This is a genomic window from Burkholderia sp. Ax-1720 (genome assembly GCF_011753035.1).
Classification (GTDB): Bacteria; Pseudomonadota; Gammaproteobacteria; order Burkholderiales; family Burkholderiaceae; genus Burkholderia; species Burkholderia gladioli.
This window is the reverse complement of the sequence record NZ_VWWK01000104.1, coordinates 1-25,571: the sequence shown is the minus strand read 5'-3', so window position 1 is coordinate 25,571 and position 25,571 is coordinate 1. Positions and strand designations below refer to the sequence as shown.

Annotated in this window: 21 protein-coding genes and 1 pseudogene; 10 read left to right on the top strand and 12 right to left on the bottom strand. The window is 69.4% G+C overall.

Annotated elements, in window-relative coordinates:
* Nucleotides 1–141: 141 nt before the first annotated feature.
* Nucleotides 142–1,050, top strand: a pseudogene (locus tag F3J18_RS24640) (amidase family protein); the annotation flags it as partial.
* A 55-nt stretch (nucleotides 1,051–1,105) separates the two neighbouring features.
* Here F3J18_RS24640 and F3J18_RS24635 read toward each other — a convergent pair.
* The 3 genes from F3J18_RS24635 to codA form a co-directional block, all read right to left on the bottom strand.
* The gene (locus F3J18_RS24635) at nucleotides 1,106–1,792 is read right to left on the bottom strand and encodes a M24 family metallopeptidase (RefSeq protein WP_166914710.1); all 687 of its coding nucleotides are present in this window, start codon (nucleotides 1,790–1,792) and stop codon (nucleotides 1,106–1,108) included.
* Nucleotides 1,789–3,153: a 2Fe-2S iron-sulfur cluster-binding protein gene (locus tag F3J18_RS24630; protein ID WP_166914708.1), complete on the bottom strand. Its 1,365-nt coding sequence runs from the start codon at nucleotides 3,151–3,153 to the stop codon at nucleotides 1,789–1,791. Before F3J18_RS24630 ends, F3J18_RS24635 begins: the two co-directional genes overlap by 4 nt.
* Nucleotides 3,154–3,282: 129 nt before the next feature.
* Nucleotides 3,283–4,542, bottom strand: a complete 1,260-nt coding sequence (gene codA / locus F3J18_RS24625) for a cytosine deaminase (protein ID WP_166914706.1) — start codon at nucleotides 4,540–4,542, stop codon at nucleotides 3,283–3,285.
* Between the two features lie 283 nt (nucleotides 4,543–4,825).
* On the opposite strand from codA, the gene F3J18_RS24620 reads away from it, so the two are divergent.
* On the top strand, nucleotides 4,826–5,119 hold the full coding sequence (locus F3J18_RS24620) for a DUF4148 domain-containing protein (protein ID WP_025098279.1): 294 nt from the start codon (nucleotides 4,826–4,828) through the stop codon (nucleotides 5,117–5,119).
* Between the two features lie 150 nt (nucleotides 5,120–5,269).
* Here F3J18_RS24620 and F3J18_RS24615 read toward each other — a convergent pair whose 3' ends face one another.
* Nucleotides 5,270–6,253: a LysR family transcriptional regulator gene (locus F3J18_RS24615; RefSeq protein ID WP_025098280.1), complete on the bottom strand. Its 984-nt coding sequence runs from the start codon at nucleotides 6,251–6,253 to the stop codon at nucleotides 5,270–5,272.
* A 191-nt stretch (nucleotides 6,254–6,444) separates the two neighbouring features.
* Here F3J18_RS24615 and F3J18_RS24610 point away from each other — a divergent pair, with 191 nt between their 5' ends.
* From F3J18_RS24610 to F3J18_RS24595, 4 genes are all read left to right on the top strand, one after another.
* The gene (locus F3J18_RS24610; protein WP_166914704.1) at nucleotides 6,445–8,685 is read left to right on the top strand and encodes an FUSC family protein; all 2,241 of its coding nucleotides are present in this window, start codon (nucleotides 6,445–6,447) and stop codon (nucleotides 8,683–8,685) included.
* Nucleotides 8,686–8,809: 124 nt separating this feature from the next.
* Nucleotides 8,810–9,022, top strand: coding sequence for a hypothetical protein (locus F3J18_RS24605; protein WP_025098282.1), 213 nt, complete (start codon nucleotides 8,810–8,812; stop codon nucleotides 9,020–9,022).
* Nucleotides 9,023–9,194: 172 nt separating this feature from the next.
* Nucleotides 9,195–10,808: a histidine-type phosphatase gene (locus F3J18_RS24600; RefSeq protein ID WP_166914702.1), complete on the top strand. Its 1,614-nt coding sequence runs from the start codon at nucleotides 9,195–9,197 to the stop codon at nucleotides 10,806–10,808.
* Nucleotides 10,809–11,057: 249 nt separating this feature from the next.
* On the top strand, nucleotides 11,058–11,234 hold the full coding sequence (locus tag F3J18_RS24595) for a hypothetical protein (RefSeq protein WP_017919012.1): 177 nt from the start codon (nucleotides 11,058–11,060) through the stop codon (nucleotides 11,232–11,234).
* A 301-nt stretch (nucleotides 11,235–11,535) separates the two neighbouring features.
* Here F3J18_RS24595 and F3J18_RS24590 read toward each other — a convergent pair whose 3' ends face one another.
* The 5 genes from F3J18_RS24590 to F3J18_RS24570 all read right to left on the bottom strand — a co-directional run bounded on the left by F3J18_RS24590 (nucleotide 11,536) and on the right by F3J18_RS24570 (nucleotide 17,852).
* Nucleotides 11,536–12,228: an outer membrane beta-barrel protein gene (locus F3J18_RS24590; RefSeq protein ID WP_240154642.1), complete on the bottom strand. Its 693-nt coding sequence runs from the start codon at nucleotides 12,226–12,228 to the stop codon at nucleotides 11,536–11,538.
* Between the two features lie 94 nt (nucleotides 12,229–12,322).
* A complete protein-coding gene (locus F3J18_RS24585; protein WP_166914700.1) occupies nucleotides 12,323–12,961 on the bottom strand; it encodes a response regulator in 639 nt (212 codons plus the stop codon).
* On the bottom strand, nucleotides 12,958–14,388 hold the full coding sequence (locus tag F3J18_RS24580) for an ATP-binding protein (protein WP_166914698.1): 1,431 nt from the start codon (nucleotides 14,386–14,388) through the stop codon (nucleotides 12,958–12,960). The genes F3J18_RS24585 and F3J18_RS24580 overlap by 4 nt, the downstream gene beginning before the upstream one ends.
* Before the next feature lie 392 nt (nucleotides 14,389–14,780).
* The gene (locus F3J18_RS24575) at nucleotides 14,781–16,214 is read right to left on the bottom strand and encodes an LLM class flavin-dependent oxidoreductase (protein ID WP_166914696.1); all 1,434 of its coding nucleotides are present in this window, start codon (nucleotides 16,212–16,214) and stop codon (nucleotides 14,781–14,783) included.
* Nucleotides 16,215–16,499: 285 nt separating this feature from the next.
* Nucleotides 16,500–17,852, bottom strand: coding sequence for an aspartate aminotransferase family protein (locus F3J18_RS24570; protein WP_098152196.1), 1,353 nt, complete (start codon nucleotides 17,850–17,852; stop codon nucleotides 16,500–16,502).
* 105 nt (nucleotides 17,853–17,957) lie between these two features.
* Between F3J18_RS24570 and F3J18_RS24565 the strand changes: the two genes are divergently transcribed.
* The gene (locus tag F3J18_RS24565; RefSeq protein WP_025098287.1) at nucleotides 17,958–19,040 is read left to right on the top strand and encodes a LysR family transcriptional regulator; all 1,083 of its coding nucleotides are present in this window, start codon (nucleotides 17,958–17,960) and stop codon (nucleotides 19,038–19,040) included.
* Nucleotides 19,041–19,077: 37 nt separating this feature from the next.
* On the opposite strand, the gene F3J18_RS24560 is transcribed toward F3J18_RS24565, so the two are convergent.
* Together F3J18_RS24560 and F3J18_RS24555 are read right to left on the bottom strand one after the other, a co-directional pair.
* Nucleotides 19,078–20,970, bottom strand: coding sequence for a S9 family peptidase (locus tag F3J18_RS24560; RefSeq protein WP_166914694.1), 1,893 nt, complete (start codon nucleotides 20,968–20,970; stop codon nucleotides 19,078–19,080).
* Between the two features lie 56 nt (nucleotides 20,971–21,026).
* Nucleotides 21,027–22,019, bottom strand: a complete 993-nt coding sequence (locus F3J18_RS24555) for a LysR family transcriptional regulator (RefSeq protein WP_025098289.1) — start codon at nucleotides 22,017–22,019, stop codon at nucleotides 21,027–21,029.
* 258 nt (nucleotides 22,020–22,277) lie between these two features.
* Between F3J18_RS24555 and F3J18_RS24550 the strand changes: the two genes are divergently transcribed.
* The gene (locus F3J18_RS24550) at nucleotides 22,278–23,045 is read left to right on the top strand and encodes a class II aldolase/adducin family protein (RefSeq protein ID WP_025098290.1); all 768 of its coding nucleotides are present in this window, start codon (nucleotides 22,278–22,280) and stop codon (nucleotides 23,043–23,045) included.
* Between the two features lie 150 nt (nucleotides 23,046–23,195).
* Nucleotides 23,196–24,494, top strand: a complete 1,299-nt coding sequence (locus F3J18_RS24545) for an O-acetylhomoserine aminocarboxypropyltransferase/cysteine synthase family protein (RefSeq protein WP_046574567.1) — start codon at nucleotides 23,196–23,198, stop codon at nucleotides 24,492–24,494.
* Nucleotides 24,495–24,518: 24 nt separating this feature from the next.
* Here the strand turns inward: F3J18_RS24545 and F3J18_RS24540 are convergent, their stop codons facing one another.
* Nucleotides 24,519–25,163: an HD domain-containing protein gene (locus F3J18_RS24540; protein WP_105849197.1), complete on the bottom strand. Its 645-nt coding sequence runs from the start codon at nucleotides 25,161–25,163 to the stop codon at nucleotides 24,519–24,521.
* Nucleotides 25,164–25,303: 140 nt separating this feature from the next.
* On the opposite strand from F3J18_RS24540, the gene F3J18_RS24535 reads away from it, so the two are divergent.
* Nucleotides 25,304–25,571, top strand: a 268-nt coding sequence (locus F3J18_RS24535; protein ID WP_166914692.1) for a winged helix-turn-helix domain-containing protein, incomplete at its 3' end; no start/stop codon positions are given.

Below are 25,571 nucleotides of genomic sequence, written 5' to 3'. Positions count from 1 at the left end.
TCGCGGCCGCGTCGCGGCCGGCCCAGCCGGCGATGACGAGCGTGTCGAAGCCGAGTTCGAGCGTGCGGGCGGCGCCGTCGGGCGAGGAAACGGTGAAGGAAAGCTGGGTCATGTCGGGTTCGGGTCGAGCCCGACGAGCCGCGCGTGGCGGGCGGCTCCTCCTCGGGCGCCGCGGCCTCGGTCGCGCAAGGCATGGCCGCGGCCGGCCTGGGCAGCGATACCGGCGGCTCGCTGCGGATTCCGGCCGCGTTCTGCGGGCTGACCGGCTTCAAGCCCACCGCGCGGCGGATCTCGACGCGCGGCATGTTCCCGCTCTCCACCACGCTCGATTCGACCGGCGCGATCGCGCCGAGCGTGGCCTGCTGCGCGCTGATCGACCGGCTGCTGGCCGGCGAGACTGTCGAGGCCGGCGGTTTCTCGCAGCCGGCGGCGCCGCTCGACGGCCTGCGCCTGGCGGTGCTGTCGAACTACGTGACCGAGCAGATGGACGAGACCGTCGCGCGCGCCTGGGACGAGACGCTGGGCCGCCTGTCGCGCTCCGGCGCGAAGCTGGTGCCGGTGCGCCTGCCGGTGCTCGACATGCTGCCTTCGATCAACCGCTTCGGCTTCTCGCCGATCGAGGCCTATGCGCTGCATCGCAAGACGCTGGCCACGCGCGCCGACGCCTATGACCCGCGCGTGCTGGCGCGGCTGCGGATCGGCGAGCCGGCGCTCGCGGCCGACTACATCGAGTTGCAGGCGGCGCGCGCCGAGGCGATCGAACAGGCGCGCGCCGCGTTCGAGGGCTTCGACGCCTTCCTGATGCCGACCGTGCCGATCGTGCCGCCCGCGATCGCCCCGCTCGAAGCCGACGCGGCGCGCTTCGCCAGCACCAACGGGCTGGTGCTGCGCAATCCCTCGGTGGTGAACTTCCTCGACGGCTGCGCCGTGTCGCTGCCTTGCACGCCGGCCGGCAGCGCGCCGGTGGGGCTCGGCGTCGGCGGGCTCGCGCTGGACGATGCGCGCGTGCTGCGCGTGGCGGCCGGCATCGAGCAGGCCTTGCGCCACTGAAACGCGGCGGGCCCGGCCGATCGTTCCGGCCGGGCCCGCTTGCCTGCCTCATGATTCAGCGCGCCAGCACCTCGCGCTCCAGCATCAGGTCCTCGTAGAAAGCCCCGAAGCCGCGCGTGCGATGACGGATATGCATCTCCAGGATCCAGACATGCGCGCTCGGCACGATATCGGCCGTCGACAAGGTGCCCGCGAACTTCGGTTCGTGCGGGAAGTCGGCGATCCGGTGCCCCGACATCCGCTTCAGGTTCAGCTCCCAGCCCATCGCCTCGGCCTCGCGCGTGGCGAATTCGTAGAGCGCGCGGCCGCTGACGCGCGCCTCGCGCCATTGCGCATGCACCGCCTTCCACAGCGCGAACACCTCGGCACGGGCGCGATGCATCTCGGGATCGTGGCCGACCACGAAGGTCTCGCCCGCGTCGCCCTCCCAGCGCTGCCAGACCGGGCCGACATCGATGAAGAAGATATCGTCGGCGCCCAGCACCACGTCGGGCGTCGAGGGGTTGCCGTATTCGCGCAGCGTGTTCGGGCCGAAGCGCACCACGATCTTGTGCCAGCCGCGCAGCAGCCCGCGCTCGCGCAGCACCGCGCGCGCCAGGCGCGTCGCGTCTTCCTCGCGCATGCCCGGCTCGATGCGCGCCGCGATCGCGTGCACCGCCTCGCGGCTGCGGCGGCGCACCTCGAGCATGCCCTCGATGTCGAAATGCGGGCCGACGTCCTCGTAGTCCTCGCGCTTCATCATCGCGCCGCCTCCGTTTGCGGGCCGTCGAGCAGCAGGCCTCGCGGCAAGCTCACTTGCGCATGCTCGAAGCCGGCGGCGAGCCGCAACTGGCAGGCCAGGCGCGTGCCGGGCGCGGCGCCGAGGAAGTCGAGCAGCTCGGCTTCGTCCTCGGCGGGCGGCGGCGCGTCGGCGCCGGCCTGGATCTCGACCGCGCAGGTCGCGCAGACGGCATGGCCGCCGCACAGATGCTGGAGCGCGATGCCGGCGCGCATCAGTTCGCCCAGCAGGGGGCGCCCTTGCACGGCCATCAAGTGGCCTTGCCGGCCGTCGGGCAGGCGCAGGTTCATGCGCAGCAGCGTGTCGCGCCGCGCCGACGAAGGGCGCGGCGGCGCGAACGGATCGGCGAAGAAACGCCCGGCCGGCAGGCCGCGCGCGCCGACGAAACCAGCCCGCGCCGCCTCGACCATGGCCGGCGCGCCGCATGCATAGACGTCGACCTGCGCCAACGAGGGGAAATCCGCCATCACGGCCGCGTCGACCCTGCCGCTGCGCATCCCCTCGCGCGACTCGCCCGACAGCACCGGCACGTAACGCAGGCCGGCCTGCCCGGGCGCCGCCGCCCAGGCACGGCACCGCGCATCCGCGTAGAGATCGGCGGCCGTCCGCGCGCCGACATAGAGATGCACGGGGCTGGCGCGCTCCCACAGCCGATGCGCCTCGATCATCGCCTCGAGCGGCGCGAAGCCGGTGCCGGTGGCAACCAATACCGCCGGCCGGTCCGGCGGCGTCTGCCAGCCGAATTCGCCGAGCGGCACCTCGACGCCGAGGATCGCCCCCACCGCGCGCCGCCCGTCCTCGGCGAACAGCCACTCGGTGAATTCGCCGCACGCCATCTTGCGCACATGGATCTCGAAGCTCGCCCCGCCCTCGCAGGCGCGCGCCAGCGAGAACGGCTTGTAGCCGGCCGCCGACCAGCGGATCGCCATGAACTGGCCGGCCTCGTAGCGCAGGGGCTCGCCGTCGAGCAGCGTGAAGCGCACCACCGCGATATCGGCCGCCGCCAGCTCGATCGATTCGATGCGCGCGGCGCGCACGCCCGAGGCGGTGTCGCCCGCGCGCGGCACGCGCAGCAGCAGGTCGGCCTGCGGATAGGTCTGGCACAGCAGCACCGGTTCGGCGCGGGCGCCCGGCGCGACCTCGCGCGGTTCGCCGTCGCGGCCGCTGCGGTAGCGCCCGGCCAGCACCTCGCCGCGGCACTGGCCGCAGAAGCCTTCGCGGCATGAAAAGCGCACCGGGAAATCGGCGGCCAGCGCCGAGCTCACCACGTCCTCGGCGCTGGATGTCCTGAATTGCCGCTGCGTGGGGGCGTCCGTTATCTTCACGACTGTCTGGGGTCCGGCGGAAATCGACGATGGCGGAATCTTGCCTGTGCGAGAGGCCCGCGGCAACGACTATAAGCGGGGGCAATGGACGAGATACGTTGGCGGCTTCGGCGCGCAAGGCGCCTCGGCTTACGCGGGATAGGCGATCCGTTCCGGCTCGCGCCGCAGGATCACGCGCCCCGCGCGAATCGACAGCAGCGGCTTGACCTGCCGGCGCAGCGCGTCGTAATCGCTGTCTGCATCGAGCACCACCAGGTTCGCCGGCCGCCCCGCCTCCAGCCCGTAGCGCTCGCCGAGCGACAAGGCCGCCGCGCTGTGGTCGGTGACGAAGTCGAGACAGCGCTGCAGGTCGTCGTAGCCCATCATGTGGCAGATATGCAGGCCGGCATCGAGCACGCGCAGGATATTGCCGTTGCCGAGCGGGTACCAGGGATCCTGGATCGAGTCCTGCCCGAAGCAGACGTTGATGCCGGCGCGGTCGAGTTCGGCCACGCGCGTCACGCCGCGCCGCTTCGGGAAGCTGTCGAAGCGCCCCTGCAGATGGATGCTCTCGGTCGGGCAGGAAATGAAGTGGATCCCCGAGCGCTTGAGCAGGCGGAACAGCTTCGAGCAATAGGCGTTGTCGTAGGAGCCCATCGCCGTGGTATGGCTGGCCGTCACGCGCGAGCCCATGCCGCGCACGCGCGCCTCCTCGGCCAGCACCTCCAGGAAGCGCGAATGCGGATCGTCGGTCTCGTCGCAATGGACGTCGACCAGGCAGCCGCTGCGCTCGGCCAGCTCCATCAGGTATTTCAGCGAACTCACGCCCTGCTCGCGCGTGTTCTCGAAGTGCGGGATGCCGCCCACCACGTCGGCGCCCATCTCGATCGCGCGCGCCATCAGCGCGCGGCCGTCGTCGAAGGACTCGATGCCCTCCTGCGGGAAGGCCACGATCTGCAGGTCGATCAGCCCGCGCGCCTCCTCCTTCACCTCCAGCATCGCCGCCAACGCGGCCAGCGTCGGATCGGTCACGTCGACGTGGGTGCGCACGTGCTGGATGCCGTGGTCGCGCAGCATCGCGATCGCCGTGTGGGCGCGCGTCTTGGTGTCCTCGTGGGTGATGGTGGCCTTGCGCTGGCTCCAGCGCTCGATGCCCTCGAACAGCGTGCCGCTGCGGTTCCATTCGGGGTCGCCCGCCGTCAGCACGGCGTCGAGGTGGATATGCGGCTCGACCAGCGGCGGGATCACCAGGCGGCCTTCGGCGTCGATCAGGTCCGGCGCGGCCGGCGCGTTCGGCTGGCCCGGCGCGATGCGCGCCGCCTGCGGGACGATCCGGGCGATGCTCGCGCCGTCGAGTTCGAGGGTATGGAGGCCGCTGCGCCGGCGCAGCGTCGCGTTGACGATCTTCATGGTCGTTCCTGTGGTGGGCAACCGGCGCCGCAAACGCGTGCCGGGCGATATCGCGGGTGCCGGGCGCGCGAGGCAGGCACCGGCCGACGTTCATTCTAATCAAACGCCCGCGCCACCAAAATCACCGCCGCGCGGCGGGTGTCGAGCCGCGCCACTGTTGCGCGATCCGGAAGGCTGCCCTCCAGCCGGCCCGGTGTTTCCGGCGGCCGCCGCTCCCTACACTGCCTGCATGGATTCGATCGTTGCGTTGACATCGAACCGGAACGCCAGAAGGAGCCAAACCATGAAAACGTTCATCGCCTCGACCGCCGCCGCCCTCGTGATCGCGGCCCCCGCCCTTGCCTTCGCCCAGACCGCCAACCACGGCCTGACGCGCGCCCAGGTGATCCAGGAACTGGTCGACCTGGAATCGGTCGGCTACTCGCCGGCCAGCGGCAACGACGCGAACTACCCGGAGAACGTGCTGGCCGCGCAGCAGCGCCTGCAGGCCAGGCGACTCGCGCAGGCCGAGGCCGCGAAGCAGGCTTACGGCCCGAACGGGCAAGCCGTGTCGGAAGCCGGCAAGGCCGAGCAGTAAGACGGCCGGCGCGCGGGCGGCCCGCATTCGGGCGGCACGCGCGCCATGACCTCGGCCGCCTGTCGCCATGTCGAACCTCGGCTGTCGACGATGACAACGCCCCAATCCCGCGCTCGCGCTTCGGCCTGGCCGCGCGCGAGCGCCGCGGCTTCAGGGCGTGACGCCGCTGCGGCGCGTGGAGTCGAGCGCGGCGCGCATGCGCGCGTCGAGCGAGGCCAGCATCGCCTCGTCGCGCGCGATGCGATCGGGCAGGTCGGCGCGCAGGAACTCCACCCAGGTGCGCACCTTCGCGTCGACGAAGCGGCGCGACGGGTACAGCGCGTAGATGCTCATGCGCTGCAGCGTGTGCGCCGGCAGCACGCGCATCAGCGAGCCGTCGCGCAGCAGGCCGATCGCGGCATACAGCGGCAGCATGCCGATGCCCACGCCCTCGCCGATCGCCACCGCCAGCGATTCGGCGGTATTGGTCTGCACCGGGCCGCTGACGCGGATCTGCTCGACCTGGCCTTCGCGGGTTTCGAGCAGCCAGTCGTGGGTCGGGAAGGCGGGCGTCTGCAGCGTCAGGCAGTCGTGCGCGGCCAGTTCGGCGGGCGTGGCCGGCGCGCCGCGCGAGCGCAGGTAGGCGGGCGAGGCGCACAGGATGCTGAAGGTCTCGCCGAGCCGATGCGAGACCAGCTCGGAATCGGGCAGGGACGAGGCCGTCACCACGGCCATGTCGCTGCTGCCGTCGAACAGGTCGGGCACGCGCTGCGACAGGGTCAGCTCGACCGAGACCTCGGGACGCTGCCCGCGATAGGCGTTGAGCGCCGGCAAGACGTAGTGCTGGCCGATGCTGGCGTAGCTGTGCAGGCGCAACAGGCCCGATGGCCGCTGGTGTGCGCAGCTCGCCTCCTCCTCGGCCGAGTCGACGTCGGCGAGGATCTGCCGGCAGCGCAGCAGGTAGCTTTCGCCGGCCGGCGTCAGCGAGAGACGGCGCGTCGAGCGGTTCATGAGCCGCGTGCGCAGGCGCGCCTCCAGCTCCGAGACGGCGCGCGACATGGCGCCGGTGGTCGAGTTGAGCGACAGCGCGGCAGCGGTGAAGCTGCCCGCTTCCACCACGCGGGCGAAGACCCGCATGTTTTGCAAGGTGTCCATGCTTATCGGGGGACGGCCAGGGAAGGCGCCATTGTCCTACCGCGCGCTTATCCGATTGTTACCGGTACAGCAACTCTGGTTTCCCCTGACCCGCGTTAATGGGCGTTTATCGGACTTCTACAATCTGCGGCGCACCGGCCCTCCCTCCCTGAACCGCCGCGCCTGCGCACCACCAGCCTCTCGTCGCCTTAATGAAATCCGCATCCGCCTCCCCCCGTGCCGCCGCCGGAATCCGTCGCGCGCCGGCACGACTCGCGCCGCTCGGGCGCCTCGCGCGCGATTGGGCGATCTCGGACGGCCTGGTCTGGCTGCACCTGGCCAAGACGGTGGGCGCCGCGCTGCTGGCGATGGGTATCGCGATGCGCTTCGAGCTGTCCCAGCCGCGCATCGCCATGACCACCGTGTTCGTGCTGATGCAGCCGATGAGCGGCATGGTGTTCGCCAAGGCCTTCTATCGCACGATCGGCACGGTGGTCGGCCTGGCGGCCGCGCTGGCGCTGGGCGGGCTGTTCGCCCAGCAGCCCGGGCTCTACATGGCCGGCATCACGCTGTGGATCGGCCTGTGCATCGCCTGCGCGGTGCGCAACCGCCACTTCCGCTGGTACGGCTACGTGCTGGCCGGCTACACCGCCGCGCTGATCGGCATCCCGGCCGTGATGACGCCCGACGCGCTGTTCCTCTCGGCGCTCACGCGCGCGGCCGAGGTCACGGTGGGCATCGTCTGCTCGGCGGCCGTCAGCGCGCTGGTACTGCCGCTCAGTTCGAGCCGCGCGCTGATGCGCTCGCTGAACGCGCGGCACGCGCGCTTCGTGGCCTTCGCGGCGGCGGCGCTGGGCGGCCGGCTCGAACGCGGCGAGTTCGAGCGGCGTTTCGCCGACTTCGTCGACGATATCGTCGGCTTCGACGCGATCCGCGCCTACGCCTCCTTCGAGGATCCGCGCATCCGCGCGCGCAGCCGGCGCCTGGCGCGCCTGAACGGCGAATTCGTCAGCACCTGCACGCGGCTGCATGCGCTGCGCCAGTTGCACAAGCGGCTGGTGCATCGGCGGGCCGAAGCCGTGCTGGCGGCGCTGGCCCCGCACCTGGAACGGCTGGCGGCCGCGTTAGGCGCGTTAGGCGCGTTGCAGGCGGAAGGTGCGGAAGGTGTGGAAGGCATGGGAAACGCCGCGCCGCAGCCGGCCGGCGCCCTGCTCGACCTGAGCCGCCAACTGGCCACGCTGCCGGCGCAGGCACGCGAGTCGCGGCTCGCGATCGCCGCCGGCACGCCCGACGACCTGCTCGACTTCGATACCGCGATCGACCTGCTGTCGCGTTTCGCCGACGAATTCCTCGGATACGCGCAGACCCGCGCCTCGCTGGCCCACGACACGCACGTGCTCGACACCGACGGCGAGGTGCCGCGCTACACGCTGCGCACCAATGGCGTGTTCGTCGCCTTCACCTTCGTGCGCAGCGTGGTGGTGCTCGCCGTGGTGGGCGCCTTCTGGCTGGCGACGGCCTGGCCCAGCGGCGGCCTCGCCACCATCGCCGCGGCGATCGCCTGCGCGCTGAGCTCCACCTCGCCGCGCGCGCCGCGCTTCGTCGCGCAGATGGCGGCCGGCGCCGCGCTGGCGACGCTGGCCGGTTATCTCGTCACCTGCCATCTCTATCCGAACATCGACGGCTTCGCGCTGCTCTGCGCGACGCTCGCGCCGATCCTCGCCGCCGGCGTCTACCTGACGACGCGGCCCGCCCTGTCGGGCGTCGGCGTCGGCTTCATCGTGTTCTTCTGCCTGCTGGCCGGCCCCGACAACCTCACCGTCTACCAGCCCGAGCTGCTGCTCAACAACGGCATCGCGGTGGTCGCGGCGATGCTCACGGCCGCGCTGGTGTTCGCGGTGATCTTCCCGACCGAGATGCCCTGGCTGATCGCGCGCATCCAGCACGACCTGCGCGGCCGCGTCAGGCTGGCCTGCGAGGCGCCGCTCGACGGCCTGCACGCGCGCTTCCAGAGCGGCGCGCACGAGCTGGCCTCGCATCTGCGGCAACTGCTGATGAAGCGCTCGGCGCGGCATCGCCAGGCGCTGCGCTGGCTGTTCGTCACGCTCGAGATCGGCCATGCCGTGATCGACCTGCGCGGCGAACTGGCGCCGTTCGCGACGGCGCGCGCGGCCGGCGCGCTGCGCTGGCTCGCGCCGGTGCGTCGCGCGTTGCGCCTGCTGCCCGAGCTGTTCGAGGCGCCCGACGCGCGGCGGCTGTTGCGGGCGCAACGATCGGTGGAGCTGGCGATCCGCGCGATCCTGCGCGCCCGACCTGCCTGGGACGCCATCGACGGCGAACGGCGGCGGATGCGCAGGCTGCTGGTCGGGCTGCACTTCATCCGCACCGCCCTGCTCGACCGCGACGCGCCGTTCGTGCGTGCGCGGCGACGCTTGCGCGAACCGCGGCGCTGATCGCGCGTCGATCTCTCCACGAAATGGAAAGATGCTCTCCAGGCGGACGGCTTAATCGCGCCAGGGCCCGCTTTTATAGTGACTTCACCGCCGCAACAACGGCATCTGTTCAGGAGAACACATCATGAAGTCGCTGCAATTCGCCCTCGCCTCGCTCGCCCTGTCCGCCGCCTGCATCGCGCATGCCCAGGCTCCCGCCGCCCCGAACGACGGCGGCGCCGCGCCGGCCTCGCAAGCGCAGGCGCATCGAGCCCGCCACACGCAGCAGGTGCCCGCGCAGACGCCGCCCGATTGCGTCGGCCCGGCCAGCTTCTGCAACATCTATTTCGGCAGCTGAGCATCGCCCGCCGGCAGCCGGCGCGGCCAGCTCGCGGCGCGCCATCGCAGCCAAGCTTTCTATTCGCCGACTTTCTGCTGTCAAAATCCCCTGCGACACTCGCGGCTCGATTTTTCCACCGCCGTCCCGCGCCCGCCGCGCGGGACCGCCAGCAGCGAGCCCGCCCGCGAACATGATTGCCCTGACCTGCCGCGCGACCCTGATCGCCGCCGCCTGTTTCCTTGCCGCCTGCGGCTCCGATTCGACCGACACGCCGGCCAGCCCGGCCGCGCAGCAGCCGCCATCGCCCGCCACCCCGCCGGCCACGCCGCCCGCGGCGGCCGCCGAGACCTTCTACCAGACCAAGACGCCCTACCAACCGCAGCAGGACGCCTCGACCTACGAGGCGCCGCCGGCAGGTTATGCGCCGATCTACGTGGAACTGGTGGCGCGGCATGGTTCGCGCGGCCTGTCGGGCTTCAAGTACGACGGCGCGATCTACGCGATGCTGCAGAAGGCCGAGGCCGACGGCGCGCTGACCGAGCTCGGCAAGCAACTGAAGGCCGATACCTTCGCGATGATGAAGGCCAATGCGCTGCTCGGTTACGGCGTGGCCGGTATCTCGACGCCCGGCTACGGCAACCTCACGCAAGCCGGCATCCGCGAGCACCAGCAGCTCGCCGCGCGCCTGCTGCAGCGGATGTCGCCGCTGTTCGACGGCTCGCGCAAGGTGGTGGTGGTCAATTCCGGCCAGGATCGCGCGGTCGACAGCTCCACCTATTTCTCCGGCGCGCTGGTGGCCGCGCGACCGGTGCTGGCGGCCAGCATCACGCTGCCGGCCGCGCCGGCGCCCTATCCGGAAGGCGCGCCGGTCGCGCAGCCCGCGGGCACCAACCGCTTCCTGCTCTATTTCCACTCGCTGAAGGCGGCCACCGACCTGGTCGGCACCACCAGCGACGCGAACTACGCCACCTACCGCGACAGCCTCGCCTACCAGGCCTATTCGAGCGACGCGACCGTCGCCGCCAAGCTCGCCGAGATCAATGCCTCGCCACAGGCCGGCGAGGTCGCGCAGACGGTGATGTCGGCGCTCGTCACGCCGGCCTTCCTCGCCAGGCTCGGCACCACCGGCTATACCTTCGCGAATACCGGCAGCTACAGCTTCGCCTCGTCGGACGCGCTGTTCAGCAATACGCTCAAGGGCGACGGCAAGACCACCATCAAGTCGGCCGTCGACGCCGCCAACGTGCTCTACAACCTGCTGCAGGTGGCGCCGGCGATGAAGAGCGAAACCGGCGGCGTGAGCATGGAGAAATACATCGCGGCGCCGCAGGCGCGTTATCTCGCCTACCTGCAGGACGCGGCCGACTTCTACCAGAAAGGGCCGGGCGTGCAGGAGGCCAACCCGGTCACCTACCGGATGGCGACCGTCCTGCGCGACGATTTCTTCGCCCAGGTGGACGCCGTGGCGCGAGGCGACCTGGGCAATGCCGCCAAGCTGCGCTTCACGCACGCCGAGGAGATCATCCCGTTCGCCTCGGCGATGAACCTGAAGAACGTGTTCATGCCAATGCCGGCCGCGCAGACCTACAGCTACGACAACAACCCCTGGCGTGGCGACCAGGTCTCGCCGATGGCGGCCAACGTGCAATGGGACGTGTACCGCAACGGCACCAGCCTGGCGGTGCGCATGCTCTACAACGAGCGCGAGACCGATTTCCAGGCCGCCTGTGACGGCGCCAAGCTCTCGGCCGGCAGCCATTTCTACGACTACGCCAGGCTCAAGGCCTGTTACGGCTACCTGTAAGCCACGCCGTGGGCCGTGGCCGGCGCGCCAGCCCGGCCGCGGTTCGAACCCCGCCTTCCCTGTCCCGTCCCCCTTTCCCCTCCCGTGCCGGTGATCCGGCACGACATTTCCCATCGCGGCGTTTTCGCAACGCTTCGTCAATTCGAGTCAAGCCTCGCATCGCGACCGTTGACTTCGGCACGCCCCAGGTCTATCGTCAGGGTTAACACCTAAGAAGTAACCCTAGTCACTCTTGCACATACGATCATCATGTCGAACGCCAAGCAATCCCAAACCCGTAAGCCTTCGTTCCTGTCCCAGGTCGGCGCGATGCTGCGCGACGCATGGGCGCTGTTCGAACTCCAGTCGCAACTCCAGTTGAAGGCCGCCACCAGCTACGCGCGCGGCCCGGTTCGCGCCACCGTGCGCAACGATCGCCGCGTCTAAACCGCCGCCAAGCTGCCTCGAAGCGGTGGTCCGCAAGCCCGGCGCCAGGCCCTGCCTGGCGCCGGGCCTGGTCTTTTTCGGCCTGCCCGATGTCGATCAATCGCTGCCGATTCTTGAGGAATCGGTGATGATATAACGTATCAAATTCGGTATCATGCGCTTGCCGGCGGTGCCCTGCCGCCGGCAACAGTAGTTCGTTTTGCTCAAACCTCTTGGCGGACGCGTGGCGTCCGCTTTTTTTCATCATCCGCGCAGCGATGCGAAGGGAGCGCTGCCGTCCCCTTCCCGCCCTCACGTCCAATCAGAAGCGGCCGCGCAAACCGACAAACACCTCGTTCGACGACAAGCGGGCTTTCAACTGCTCGTCGCGTGCGCTGACACGATTCTGGAAAGTGTTGAAACCGGTCTCGACATTGCCCATGTCGACGTAGCGATACCCGAGATCGACCGTGAAGCGCCGATTAATCGCATAGCTGATGCCGGCGCCGCCCGTATAGCTCAGGTTGGTCTGGGTGCGCGACGCGAAGCTGCGCGCCGGGCTGCCCTGCCAGCCATCAGCCGAGACGATCGCCACCCCGAGCCCCAGGGTTCCGTAAACCGAAAAACCATGGCCGAGATCGAAATCGCGATAGCCGTTGAACATCAGGCGCTGCGACGAGACGTGGAATTGGTTGGCGTTCGCATTGAACGGTGCCCAGTAGCTGTCGAAATTGCCGGTACGCTTGAACACGTACTCGCCTTCGGCACGCCAGCCATTACCGAACTGATACCCCATCCCGAGCGAACCCGTCACCCGTGACTGCCCCTGAGGGCCCGAGATCATTCCCGAGACACGCGGGCTGGTCAGTTCCATGCTGTTGACATTGTCGAAGGCACCGACCACGCGCGCCGTCGCGTAGTAGCCGGCCTCCTTGTCGGGCGCAACCTCGGCGAACGCGACGCCGGAGAACGTCAAGGTCAACAACGACGGGAGTACGAATTTCTGTTTCATCATGGGCTTCCTAATGCCTTATCGAATTGAACCGTCATGGTAGGAAGTCCCTCGCGTCGCCGGTATCCGCGCGGCTACGGAACCTGCCTCCGTAGCACTACGCAGTCGAGTGCCGGAGCAGCGGCGCGTAATCCCGGACCAGTTCGACGAGCGAGCCCGCGCGCAACTTGTCGAACAAGGTGGCTCGATAGGTTTCCACGGTACGAGGCGAAAGCCCGAGCAGCCGCGCGGTTTCCTTGTTGCTCGCGCCTTGCACGATCGAATCGAGCACCTCGCGCTCCCGTCCACTCAGGGTGGACAGTTCCGCGAGCCGTTGTTGGCGCGTCTGGTCCTGCTTCCGCAGCGTCTGATGTCTGCGCAGCGCGTGCTGAACGGCGGCGATCAGTTCGTCGTCATCGACCGGCTTGCGAAGGAAATCGATCGCGCCGCGCTTGAAAGCCTGCCGGCAGGCATCGATGCTGCCGTGGCCGGTAAACACGATGACCGGCAGGTCCGCGTGCTCGCCAAGCCGCTCCAAGGCGTCGAGGCCGCTCATGCCCGGCATGCGGATATCGAGTAATACGCAACCGATCGCCGAGCCGGCGGCAATCGTATCGAACAGCGCATAGGCATCGCAAAAACGCTGGCTCGGCACACCGACGCTATGCAACAGCAAGGCCACGCCGTCACGCACGGCTCGATCGTCGTCCACGATCGCAACGAGCGGAGCATGCGCCTGAGAGTACGCGGAACTCACGCGACGTCCTCCGCAAGCGGCAAGCACAGCATCGCCTCGGCACCGCCCGACGGCAGATTGCGAATCGTCAGGCTGCCGTTCTGGCGGCGCGTGAGCGTCTCGCAAAGAGGCAAGCCGAGGCCGAGTCCGTGCGTGCGCGTGGTGAAGAAAGGATCAAAAATCTTGGGCAAGGCCGCATCGTCGATGCCGGCGCCGTTATCGACGATGCGAAAGCGGTAGCACTGCTCGACACGCTCGCCAATCACGACGATTCGCGCCTGCGCACCGGCGGTCACGGCATCGCATGCATTCTGGATGAGGTTGTGCAGGATCTGCTCGAGGGCGACCTGATCGGCCAGCGGCCGTGCCCCCGGCGCCGTATCGCACCATTCGAGGCGCACCGTCGAGCGAGACGGCTCGTCGTGACATAGCGACAGCAGAGCCAAGACGGTCGCCGCCGGATCGACCGCCTGCGGAGCATGCCTGCTGGCAGAACTCACCGCCGAACGCAGGCGCTCGAGGATGCGGGCCGCCCGCTTGGCCTGGGCCACGCCGGTCCGCAGCGCCGCGCGCACGTTCTCGCGCTCCGAGGCGGTGTCGAGCAGCCGTTCGGCGGCGCGCACATGCGAGACGATCGCCATCAGCGGCTGGTTCAGCTCATGGGCCAGCCCTGCGGTCATCTCGCCGAACGTATCGAGGCTGGCGAATCGGTCGAGCCGGGCACGCGTGCGCTCGCGCGCCTGCGCCAGTCGCAGGCGCCAGCCGCCGAGGCCCGCCAACCCGGCCAGCAGGACGACGATGTTCCAGAGCGAGATCGGTAACCACGGCAGGTCGGCGAGCGTGACCACACGCGTTGTGCGCAGCACGAAAGCCTGCGGCACGACCGGCAGGCGCTTTTCGATGCGCAAGGTCCAGATCACCGGCAGTGCCTCCGGCGGCCGATGCAGCAGCGCGAAGCGCCGGCCCTGAAGCTGCACCTCAGCCGACGACAGGGACGCTGGCCAGTCGCCGGCGGACAGCATGCGATAAGGATCGACACGGATCGCCCAGGGCGCATCCGTGAACATCCAGTAGGCCGATGCGCCATCGAACTCGAGCGCGATCTCCCGGGAACGGCCCGCCGGAGGACGGGCAGGCGGCAACGGTCCGGCTGCCGCATACCAGCCGGACCCGATGCGCCAGTAGGCGATGCCGGTCAATTGCGGCATCCGCTCGCGCAAGCCTGCGTATAGCGACGGCGGCATGTCCCGCAGGCTGGCGGCACCGAGGGTGGTCAGCACGGCCACATGCTGCGCGCCCTTCTCGCTCAGCAGGCGCAGCGCGATGCTGGAGTCCTGGAACAGGCGATCATGGGCATCGACATAGGCCCGCGCGACGATCAGGGCCGTCCCGGCAAGGCCGACCACGAACCATGCCACGACCGCGATCAAGCGAACGGAACGACTCATGGGAAGACGCCACGGCGCGCTCGGGGTTCAGGTGCAGCGGCGCATGGACGGAAAGAAGTAGATGCCCGCATTCTAGGCAGCGCGTGCGACAGGTAAATCGGCCTGGTCCGAAAACGATCGACACGGCGAACCGCGGCGGGTCGTCGACGGTATCGCTCTACCCGGCGCCGGGATCCGTTTATATGAGTCGTTATCGGGTCCTCGACAATCCGAAATCGGCGGCATGTGCCTGGCGAATTACCGATGTGCCCTGGTCGGGCTGCCTGCCCTCGCCACGCATGCCCCGCTCGCGACCGCCGCGCGGAACCATTCCGACTACATGCTCTGGAGCGGCGCCCCCTCGCACGACGAGATCGCGGCCGAAGGACGGCATCGCGCCGTCCTTCGCGCACCTATCGCGCGAGCACCTCGGCGCCGGCGGCTTCATCCGCCTTGGCCTCCCCACCCGCCTCGGGCGGCGCGAACCGCGACAGGTCGCGATAGGCCGCGCCGGGATGCGCCTCGCCGAGCCGCGGCCCCTCGCCGAACAGCTTCTCGCGCAGCGTGCCGGGCCGGTAGGCGTTCGGGTACACGCCGCGCCGCTGCAGTTCCGGCACCAGATAGCCGACCACGTCCTCGAAACTCTCGTGGGCCAGCGCATAGGCGAGGTTGAAACCGTCCACGCCGGTCTCCTCGACCCATTCCTGCAGGATGTCGGCCACCGTCGCGGGCGAGCCGACGAATACCGGCCCCAGCCCGCCGATGCCGCCGAAGCGCGCCAGTTCGTCGATGGTCCAGCTCTTGTCGCCGCCCGCCAGATGCTCGACGGCCGAGACGATGGCATTGGTCTCGACCCGCTTGACCAGGTCGGTCGGCGCGTACTGACCGAAGTCGATGCCGGTCCAGCCCGACATCAGCACCAGCGAGCCGTCGTAGGACACATGGCGCTGGTAGTCCTCGAACTTCGCCTGCGCCTTGGCGTCGGTCTCGTCGACCACGATCGTCACCAGCGTGTAGATCAGCAGCTTGGCCGGATCGCGGCCCGCCTCGATCGCGCGCCGCCGGATGTCGGCCACGTAGTCGCGCAGGGTCGCGCGGGTGGGCGCGGCCACGAACACGCATTCGGCGTGTTGCGCCGCGAAGGCCTTGCCCGAGCCCGAGGCGCCGGCCTGGTAGAGCACCGGCGTGCGCTGCGGCGAGGGCTCGCAGAGGTGGTAGCCGGGCACGTCGAAATGCTTGCCCCGGTGGCGGATCGGGTGGATTTTCGCCGGGTCGGCGAAGATGCGCCGCTCGCGGTCGCGCAGCACCGCGCCGTCCTCCCAGCTTCCCTCGAACAGCTTGTAGAGCACCTCCAGGTATTCGGCGGCGATCTCGTAGCGGTCGTTGTGCCCTTCCAGGCCGGTCTGGCCCAGGTTGCGCGCGCCGCTTTCCAGGTAGGAGGTGACGATGTTCCAGCCCACCCGCCCCTTGCTGTGATGGTCGGCCGTCGAGAGCCGGCGCGCGAAGGTATAGGGATGCTCGAACGAGGTCGAGGCGGTGATGCCGATGCCGAGGTGCTCGGTGGCCAGCGCGATCGGCCCGGCAAGCTGGATCGGGTCGTTGACGGGGATCTGCACGCCCTGGTGGAGCGCGTGATGGTTGCTGCCCTGGTAGACGTCGTAATAGCCGATCACGTCGGCGATGAAGATGCCGTCGAAGATGCCCTTCTCGAGCGTCCTGGCCAGGTCGGTCCAGTATTCGAGGTCCTTGTACTGCCAGGAGCGGTCGCGCGGATGGGCCCACAGCCCCGGCGACTGGTGCCCGACGCAGTTCATCTCGAAGGCGTTGAACCGGATGGGTTTGCTCATGATTCGATATCTCCGCTCGGAAAGACCGCGCCGGGCAGCCGCCGCGCGGTCGGACGACAATCCGTCGAATCTATCGAATGGCCTGGATCGCGACCAATATCGATTCCGGCAAACCTTATCGGCGCCGGCGGCAATTGCTTATCGCCGCCGGCGGATAGGCCGCCGCCATGAAAAAAGCGGCACCAGCCATGCATGACCGGTGCCGCTTCGTTTCTGCCCGGGCGAGCGCCGCATGGGCGGCGCCGGCCGGTGTCTCCTCGTGCCTCGAATCCTCTCGACGCCGGTTCAGGCCGTCGCGTTCAGCGCCTCGGCCAGCGCACCGACCAGGTTGTCGATCTCGCGCGGCTCCGAAATGAACGGCGGCGCGAGCTGGATCGTGTCGCCGCCGTAGCGCACGTAGAAACCCTTCTCCCAGCAGCGCATCGCCACCTCGAACGGGCGGCGGCCCGGCTCGCCCGGCGCACCCTCGATGGTGATGCCGGCCGCCAGGCCGAAGTTGCGGATGTCGGTCACGTGGCGCACGCCCTGCAGGCCATGCACGGCGTTCTCGAAATGCGGCGCCAGCGCGCGCACGCGGCCCACGCCGTCTTCCTTGACCAGCAGGTCCAGCGCCGCGTTGCCGGCCGCGCAGGCCACCGGGTGCGCCGAGTAGGTGTAGCCGTGCGGGAACTCCAGCATGTAGTCGGGGCCGCCCGCGGCCATGAAGGTGTCGTAGATCTCCTTGGTCGCCACCACGCCGCCCAGCGGCTGGGTGCCGTTGGTGACCTGCTTGGCGAAGTTCAGGATGTCGGGCGACACGCCGAAGGCATCCGCGCCCGTCATCGCGCCGGCGCGGCCGAAGCCCGTGATCACCTCGTCGAAGATCAGCAGGATATCGTGCGCGGTGCAGATCTCGCGCAGGCGCTTCAGGTAGCCCTTGGGCGGCACCACCACGCCGGCCGAGCCCGAGAACGGCTCGACGATCACCGCGGCGATGTTGGAGGCGTCGTGCAGCGCGATCAGCTCGAGCAGGCGATCGGCCAGCTCGGCGCCCTGCTCGGGCAGGCCGCGCGAGAACTTGTTCTGGGCCAGTTGCGTGTGCGGCAGGAAATCGGCCTCGATGCCCTGGCCGAACAGCTTGCGGTTCGGCCCGATCCCGCCCACCGAGATGCCGCCGAAGTTCACGCCGTGGTAGCCCTTCTCGCGGCCGATCAGGCGCGTCTTGCTGCCCTTGCCCTTGGCGCGCCAGTAGGCGCGCGCCATCTTCAGCGAGGTATCGGCGGCTTCCGAGCCCGAGCCGGTGAAGAACACGTAGTCGAGGCCGGCCGGCGTCAGGTCCTTGATCTTGTTGGCCAGTTCGAAGGATTGCGGATGGCCGAACTGGAAGGCCGGCGAATAATCGAGCTTGGCGATCTGGCGGCTGACCGCCTCGGTGATCTCGCTGCGGCCATGGCCCAGCCCGCAGCACCAGAGGCCGGACAGGCCGTCGAAGATCTTGCGGCCTTCGGCGTCGGTGTAATAGGCGCCCTTGCCCTCCACGATCAGGCGCGGGTCGCGCTTGAACTGGCGGTTGCCGGTAAACGGCATCCAGTGGGCCTCGAGCCAGGCGGCGTCGGTGCGGATCGCGTCCGCTTGCGGGGTGGTCACGGTGTCGGTCATGTCGGCAGGCGCGCGGCGCTCCTCGGTGGGTTCAGTGTGTTGCGCATTGTTGGGTCGCCAGATAGTCTTGTGAATATCGCAATATCAATGTTCACTTGAGCATTCATGCAAGTAAGAAACCCCAAGCATCGCGCCCTGCTCGGCCAGCTCAGCGACATGGACCTGCGCCTGCTGCGCGTCTTCAAGGTGGTGGTGCAGTGCGGCGGGATGGCCGCCGCCGAACTGGAACTCAATATCGGCATCTCCACCATCAGCCGCCACGTCAAGGACCTGGAAACGCGGCTCGGCCTGGTGCTGTGCCGGCGCGGCCGCGCCGGCTTCACGCTGACGCCCGAGGGGCAGACCGTCTACGAGGAAACCCTGCGCCTGCTGGTCTCGCTGGAGGCGTTCCGCGCCCGCGTGGACGGCATCCACGACCGCATGGGCGGCGAGCTGCAGGTGGCCATGTTCGACAAGACCGCCACCAACCCGGCGGCGCGCGTGGCCGAGGCGATCCGCCGTTTCACCGAGGCCGCGCCCGAGGTGGTGCTGAACCTGCACGTGGCCTCGATCCAGGAGATCGAGCGCGGCGTGATCGACGGCAGCTACCAGATCGGCATCATCCCCGAGCACCGCAGCTCCGGCAGCCTGGTCTATACCGAGCTGTTCGAGGAACGCATGCTGCTCTACTGCGGCGCCGGCCATCCGCTGTTCGGCGCCGCCCACGACAAGCTGAACTGGGACGGCATCCGCGAACACGCCTTCGCCGGGCTCGGCTTCCATTCGCCCAACCTGAAGCTCACGCATCGCGCCAGGCTCACGCGCAGCGCGACCGCCTCGGACCAGGAATCGGTGGCTACCCTGATCCTGTCGGGCAAGTTCCTCGGCTTCCTGCCCGACCATTACGCCGAGAGCTTCGAGCGCGCCGGGCGCATGCAGGCGATCGCGCCGCGGCGCTTCCACTATCGCTGCCGCTTCGTCAGCCTGTTCCGCCGTTCGCCGCAGCCGTCGCGGGCCGCGCTGCTGTTCCAGGAATGCCTGGGCGCGGCGCACGCAGGCGAAAAAAAAGCCGGCGCGAAGGCCGGCGGGGAGAGCCAGAAAGGCGGCGTGGCATCGGGCGACGCGGGCGCATCGGCTGCGCCGGCCAAACCGGCCCAACCGGCCAAATCGATTCGCGGCGCCTCCAGGCGCGCCGCGGCCGGGGCCTAGACCGCGGGAGGCAGGCTCGCCGGGCAAGCGGCGCGCCTCAGGCGCCCCGCTTGCCGCCCAGGTGCGTGTCGAGAAAGGCGATCATCGCCTCGTAGAACTCGTACTGGTTCTCCTCGTTGGCGAAGCCGTGCCCCTCGTTCTCCTTGAGCATGTACTGCACGTCGATGCCGCGCGAGCGCAGCGCCTCGACGATCTGGTCGCTCTCGGCCTGCTTGACGCGCGGATCGTTGGCGCCCTGCGCGACGAACAGCGGCGTGACGATGCGATCGGCGAAGAACAGCGGCGAGGCGTCGTGCAGTTGCTGGCGCCCGGCCTCGGTGGTCGGGTCGCCGATCTGCTCGTACATCATCTCCAGCAGCGGCTTCCAGTAAGGCGGCATCGATTCGAGCAGGGTGAACAGGTTCGACACGCCCACGTAGTCGATGGCCGCCGCGTAGCGCTCGGGCGTGAAGGTCACGCCGGCCAGCGTGGCATAGCCGCCGTAGCTGGCGCCGTAGATGCCGATCCGCTTCGCGTCGACGATGCCCTGCTCGACCAGCCAGTCCACGCCGTCGTCGATATCGTTCTGCATGGTGCGGCCCCACTGGCCGAAGCTCGCCTCCCAGAACGCGCGGCCATAACCGATCGAGCCGCGGAAATTCATCTGCAGCACCGCGTAGCCGTGGTTGGCCAGCATCTGCACCTCGGGGTTGAAGCCCCAGTGGTCGCGCGCCCAGGGGCCGCCGTGCGGATTGACGATCAGCGGCAGCTTGTCCGCGTCGGCGAGCGCCCCGCCGTCGAGTTCATGGCCGACCGGCAGCGTCAGGTAGCCGTGGATCGTCAGCCCGTCGCGCGAGCGGTATTCGATCGGCCGCATCGGCGCCATGTCGGCCGCGTCGAGCCAGGGCGTCAGGGCTTCCAGCTCGGTTAGCTCGCGCGAGGCGACGTCGTAGAGCCAGATCGAACCCGTCGATACGTCCGAGGCATTGCGCACCAGCATGCGCGATTCGTCGCGCGTGTAGCTGACGATGCTGGCCTCGCCGCTCGGCACACGCGCGTCGAGATCGGCATGCAGCTGCTCGGTGAACGGGTCCAGGTGATGCCAGCCGATCTTGGCTTCCTCGTACCAGATGGTGGTCAGCACGCGGCGCTGGTACGAATAACCCATGCCCTTCACGTCGACCTTGTCGTGCTCGAACAGCAGCGTGCCTTCCTCGCCCGTGACCGGATCGAACTCGTAGATCGCGACGCGGTCGCGCCCGCGATTCGACAGCACGTAGAGCTTGCGGTTGTCGAAGCTGAACATCAGCGGTGCGAGCGTCTCGCGGAAGTTGGTGGTGACGACCGGGCGGAACGGCTCGTCCTCGCGCTCGCGGTACAGCAGGGTCTGGTTCACGCCGTCGCCGGCCACCGCCACCCGCAGCTTGCTGTCGTGGTCGGTCATCCAGCCGAGGATGTTGCCGGGGTTCTCGGCGATCAGCGTGGCCTCGCCGCTCGCCACGTCGACGCGGAACACGTCGAACACGCTGGCGTCGCGCTGGTTGTGCGAGATCAGCACGTGCCGCTCGTCCTCGATCAGCGCGTCGATGATGCCGGCGCGCACGCGCTCGAACGGCGTCAGGTCGAGGATCTCGCCGCCGTCGATCGGCACCGACAGCACGTGGTAGTTCTCGTCGCCGCCGAAGTCCTTCACGAACAGCACGCGATCGTTGTTCTTCCACGCGTAGCCGCCGATGTCGCGCTGCGACTCATGCGTGAGCGCGCGCGCCTCGCCGAGCGGGCGGCCGCGCTCGTCGATCGCCTGCACGAACACGTTGAGCCGCCCCTCATGGCGCGCCAGGAAGGACAGGTGACGGCCGTCCGGCGAAAGCTGGAAGCCGGTGCGCTCGGGGCGGCGAAAGAAATCGCGGACGTCGTGGCGCCGGGCGGCGCGCTGCGGGGATCGCTGCATGGACTCTCCTGTTCCGGTGATGCCCGAGGCGCCGGACGCGCCTCGCTCGGGATCGCTCATTCTAGCGTCGCGGCGCGATCGGAACCTTTTTCCCCGGCCAGGCGCGCCGCCGTCCTGCCCGGCTCGGGACAGGGGCAGGTGGTGTGCAGCCGATGCCGCAACGCCTCGACCGCGCGCAGCATGCGCCCCGACAGCGTCCATTCCGAGCGGTGGATCAGCCACAGCGTATCGACCACCGAGGCGCCGCATTCGATCACGCGGATCGCCTCCTGACGCGCGAAGGCCTGGCGCGCGTAACGCGGGATCACGGTGAAGCCCAGGCCGCGCGCGACCGGCTCCAGGATCAGCCCCACCTGGTTGGTGAAGGCCCGGCGCGGCAGGCCGCGCACGCCGGGATTGTCGGGAAAGCGCCGGCTCAGCAGGCGGCTGGCCATCGCCAGGCCGTCGGGATGATCGACGAAGCCGAGCCGTTCCAGGTCCGCCCAGTTGCTCACGTAGTCGTCGGCCGGCACCACCAGCTCGAGCGGCTCCTCGGCGAAGCGGCTCACGGCGAGCCGCTCGTCGTCGGGCTTGAGCGTGACCAGCCCGACCTCGTAGAGATTCGAGAGCACCGCGTCGAGCACCTCGCGATCGGGCGCGAAGCGATGGCGCACCACCAGGCCCGGCGTGGCGAGCTGCATGTCGAGCAGCCAGGGCGCCATCACCAGGCCGATGCTGCCCGGCGTGATCAGGCTGATCTCGCCGCAATCGGCGTCGGCCTCGGCGAGGCGGCTGCGCAGGCGCTGGTCGGCGCGCGCCAGCTCGGCGCAGTAGTCGAGCACCACGCGGCCGGTCGGCGTGATGTCGATGCCGCGCGGGCGCCGGATCACCAGCAGGCCGAGCTGGTCCTCCAGGTGCCGCAGGTGCTGGCTGACCGCCGCCTGGGTGAGCCCGAGCCGCTCGGCCGCGCGCGTGAAGTTGCCGGTCTCGACCAGCATCTCGAAGGTTCGCAGCCATTGCGGATTGAGCGGCGTGGCGCCGGCGAGGATGCCGGCTGGCGCGAGGGTCATGGCGCTTGAGGGGGAAATCGGGGCGGCTCAGTGTAGCAGGTCGCTCCGGGGCGCGCCGGCGGCCGGGCGGGAGCCGGAAGCGGTGAGCAGACCGCTCCGTCTCGCTTGCTCGCGTTTCGCGGCAGAATGCGCAAACCGGCTGCCGTGTCGGCCAGCCGACAGCGAGGCCAAGCCCGATTGCCGATGATCGCGGCATGGCCGCCGCGCGCGCCCTGCCGCGCCGGCCCCTCACGAGACGACGAACCACAGGAGACACCGATGAACGCCATCGTATCCGCCCGCCGTTCCGACATCAGCCCCGAGGAATGGGAGATGCGCGTCAACCTCGCGGCCTGCTACCGCCTGACGGCGCTGTTCGGCTGGGACGACCTGATCTTCACCCACATCTCGGCGCGCGTGCCGGGCCCCGAGCATCACTTCCTGATCAACCCCTACGGCATGGGCTTCGAGGAGATGACGGCCTCCTCGCTGGTGAAGGTCGACCTGGACGGGCGCAAGGTGTCGGATTCGCCCTACGAGATCAATCCGGCCGGCTTCGTGATCCACAGCGCCGTGCATGCCGCGCGCGAGGACGCGCACTGCGTGATGCACGTGCATTCGATCAACGGCACGGCGGTGTCGGCCCAGGAGGACGGGCTGCTGCCGCTGACCCAGCATTCGCTGATCGTGCTGCGCTCGCTCGGCTACCACGACTACGAGGGCATCGCGCTGGAGGACGAGGAGAAACCGCGCCTGGTGGCCGACCTCGGCCGCCACACGCACCTGATGCTGCGCAACCACGGCCTGCTGACGGTGGGCGCCTCGCCGGCCGAGGCCTTCGTCGCGATGTACTTCTTCGAGGCCGCCTGCATGATGCAGGTGCGCGCGCAGGCCGGCGGCGGCAAGCTGCGCACGATCGGCCAACCGATCCTCGACGGCATCACCCGCCAGATGGCCACCGTCACCACCAACCAGGGCCCGGGCACCCTGGTCTGGCCGTCGCTGCTGCGCAAGCTCGACCGGCACAATCCCGGCTACGCGCAATGATTCGTCGCCGCCCCTCGCAGGCCACCTCGCGAGGGGCCGCGGCGGTCGCGCGGCAGGCATATCGATCGAAGAAATCGCGCTAAGCCGGCGCGACGGCGCTTCCTATAATCGTCGGGATCCCGAACCGACGAACCATCAGGAGGAGCCCGCATGACCACCGCCCGCGAACCCGCCGACTGGCATCTCGACACCATCGCCGTGCACGGCGGCTACCGCCCCGACCCGACCACGCGCGCCGCCGCCGTGCCGATCTACCAGACGGCGGCGTTCGCCTTCGACGACACGCAGCACGGCGCCGACCTGTTCGACCTGAAGGTGCCCGGCAACATCTACACGCGCATCATGAACCCGACCCAGGACGTGCTGGAGCAGCGCCTCGCCCTGCTCGAGGGCGGCGTCGGCGCGCTGGCGCTGGCCTCGGGCCAGGCGGCCGTGACCTACGCGATCCTGACCATCGCCGAGGCCGGCGACAACCTGGTCTCGTCGAGCACGCTCTACGGCGGCACCTACAACCTGCTGGCCCACACGCTGCCGCAATACGGCATCGGCACCCGCTTCGCCGATCCGCGCGAGCCGGACAGCTTCGCCGCCCTGATCGACGCCCGCACCAAGGCGATCTTCGTCGAATCGGTCGGCAACCCGCTCGGCAACATCACCGACATCGCCGCGCTGGCCGAGATCGCGCATCGCCACGGCGTGCCGCTGATCGTCGACAACACGGTGCCCTCGCCCTACCTGTTGCGGCCCTTCGAGCACGGCGCCGACATCGTGGTGCACTCGCTGACCAAGTACCTGGGCGGGCACGGCACCGCGATCGGCGGCGCGATCGTCGATTCGGGGCGCTTTCGCTGGGCCGAGCACGCCGAGCGCTTTCGCCGCCTCAACGAGCCCGACGTCAGCTATCACGGCGTGGTCTACACGGAAGCCTTCGGCGAGGCCGCCTATATCGGCCGCGCGCGCGTGGTGCCGCTGCGCAATACCGGCGCGGCGATCTCGCCCTTCAACGCCTTCCTGATCCTGCAGGGCATCGAGACGCTCGGCCTGCGCATCGACCGGATCAGCGCCAACGCGCTGGGCGTGGCGCGCTTCCTGCAAGGCCACGGCAAGGTGGAATGGGTCGACTACTCGGGACTGCCCGAGCATCGCGACCACGCGTTGGCGCAGCGCTACCTATCGGGGCGCGGCCCCGGCATCCTGACCTTCGGCGTGCGCGACGGCCGCGCCGGCGGCGCCCGCTTCCAGGACGCGCTGAAGCTGTTCACGCGGCTGGTCAATATCGGCGACGCGAAGTCGCTCGCCACCCATCCCGCCTCGACCACCCATCGCCAGCTCTCGCCCGAGGAACTGGCCAAGGCCGGCGTGCGCGAGGAAACCGTGCGGCTGTCGATCGGCATCGAGCATCTCGACGACCTGTTGGCCGATCTCGCGCAGGCGCTCGAAGCCGTGTAGAACGGCGTCGCCACGGGGGCGCGCTCAGCGCTCCCAGCGCGAATTCAGCATCACGCTGCACAGGTTCACGCGCGCGAAGCCGGGATCCTTGTGCGCCAGGAAATCGTCGTTGAAGGTGCCGAAGGTGGTGGCCGGGCGGTGCCTGAGCCCCTGGTAGAACACCTCGATCATCCGCTCGGCGAAACCGCTCTCGCGCGGGTAGGCGGCCACCACGGCCTCGCGCTGCGCGTCGCTGAACTGCTCGAAGCCGCGTCCCGCCACGTCCATGCCGGCGCCGGCCTGGATCAGCGCGATCTCCGGGTGCATGTGCTCGGGGATGCCGGGCGTGGTGTGCAGCGCGACGGCGGCCCAGACCTTGTCGATATCGTGCGCGTCGATCCCGTGGCCGCGCAGGAAATCGCGCGCGGCGTTCGCGCCGTCCACCTCGAAACGCAGCGGGCTGTGGTGGTAGTGCTCGCACAGGCCGATGTCGTGGAACATGGCGGCCACGTAGAGCAGTTCGCGGTCGAACACCAAACCGCGCTGGCCGCCGAGCAGCGCGGCCCAGCAATACACGCGCGTCGAATGCCGGAACAGCAGCTCGCTCTCGGTATCGCGGATCAACTGGGTGGCCTCGCGCGCCAGTTGGCTGTCGGGAAGGTCGATGCCGAAGGCGGCATGGCTCGTCATGGTCGGATCCTGTGGGGTGATGGCGCCGCCCGCCGCGCGCGCCTGCTCGCGCGGGCACTGGCGCAGGCGTGCCAGATTACGTCCGGCCCGGACCAGAAAACAGACCCAAGAATGCGGATTCCGGCTGTACCATGGCGCCCATGACCCAGCTCCGCATCGGACTCGACCGCGCCGCCGGCGCCTCCTTGTCCACCCAGATCTACCGCGAGATCCGCCACGCCATCGAGACCGGCCAGCTCGCCGCCGGCGCGCGCCTGCCGTCCTGGCTCGACCTGGCGGCCCAGCTCGGCGTGGCGCGCGGCACGGTGCGGGTGGCCTACGAGCGGCTGGTCGACGAGCAGTTCGCGGTGGTGCTCGGCCCGGCCGGCACGCGCGTGGCCGAACGCCCGCCGCTGGCCCAGGCGCCGG

Bases quoted from the DNA above. Each gene is read 5' to 3' on its own strand.
- F3J18_RS24635 (WP_166914710.1), bottom strand. From the start codon at position 1,792: ATGATGAAGCGCGAGGACTACGAGGACGTCGGCCCGCATTTCGACATC.
- codA (WP_166914706.1), bottom strand. From the start codon at position 4,542: ATGAAGATCGTCAACGCGACGCTGCGCCGGCGCAGCGGCCTCCATACC.
- F3J18_RS24620 (WP_025098279.1), top strand. From the start codon at position 4,826: ATGAAAACGTTCATCGCCTCGACCGCCGCCGCCCTCGTGATCGCGGCC.
- F3J18_RS24615 (WP_025098280.1), bottom strand. From the start codon at position 6,253: ATGGACACCTTGCAAAACATGCGGGTCTTCGCCCGCGTGGTGGAAGCG.
- F3J18_RS24610 (WP_166914704.1), top strand. From the start codon at position 6,445: ATGAAATCCGCATCCGCCTCCCCCCGTGCCGCCGCCGGAATCCGTCGC.
- F3J18_RS24605 (WP_025098282.1), top strand. From the start codon at position 8,810: ATGAAGTCGCTGCAATTCGCCCTCGCCTCGCTCGCCCTGTCCGCCGCC.
- F3J18_RS24600 (WP_166914702.1), top strand. From the start codon at position 9,195: ATGATTGCCCTGACCTGCCGCGCGACCCTGATCGCCGCCGCCTGTTTC.
- F3J18_RS24595 (WP_017919012.1), top strand. From the start codon at position 11,058: ATGTCGAACGCCAAGCAATCCCAAACCCGTAAGCCTTCGTTCCTGTCC.
- F3J18_RS24590 (WP_240154642.1), bottom strand. From the start codon at position 12,228: ATGATGAAACAGAAATTCGTACTCCCGTCGTTGTTGACCTTGACGTTC.
- F3J18_RS24580 (WP_166914698.1), bottom strand. From the start codon at position 14,388: ATGAGTCGTTCCGTTCGCTTGATCGCGGTCGTGGCATGGTTCGTGGTC.
- F3J18_RS24575 (WP_166914696.1), bottom strand. From the start codon at position 16,214: ATGAGCAAACCCATCCGGTTCAACGCCTTCGAGATGAACTGCGTCGGG.
- F3J18_RS24570 (WP_098152196.1), bottom strand. From the start codon at position 17,852: ATGACCGACACCGTGACCACCCCGCAAGCGGACGCGATCCGCACCGAC.
- F3J18_RS24565 (WP_025098287.1), top strand. From the start codon at position 17,958: ATGCAAGTAAGAAACCCCAAGCATCGCGCCCTGCTCGGCCAGCTCAGC.
- F3J18_RS24560 (WP_166914694.1), bottom strand. From the start codon at position 20,970: ATGCAGCGATCCCCGCAGCGCGCCGCCCGGCGCCACGACGTCCGCGAT.
- F3J18_RS24555 (WP_025098289.1), bottom strand. From the start codon at position 22,019: ATGACCCTCGCGCCAGCCGGCATCCTCGCCGGCGCCACGCCGCTCAAT.
- F3J18_RS24550 (WP_025098290.1), top strand. From the start codon at position 22,278: ATGAACGCCATCGTATCCGCCCGCCGTTCCGACATCAGCCCCGAGGAA.
- F3J18_RS24545 (WP_046574567.1), top strand. From the start codon at position 23,196: ATGACCACCGCCCGCGAACCCGCCGACTGGCATCTCGACACCATCGCC.
- F3J18_RS24540 (WP_105849197.1), bottom strand. From the start codon at position 25,163: ATGACGAGCCATGCCGCCTTCGGCATCGACCTTCCCGACAGCCAACTG.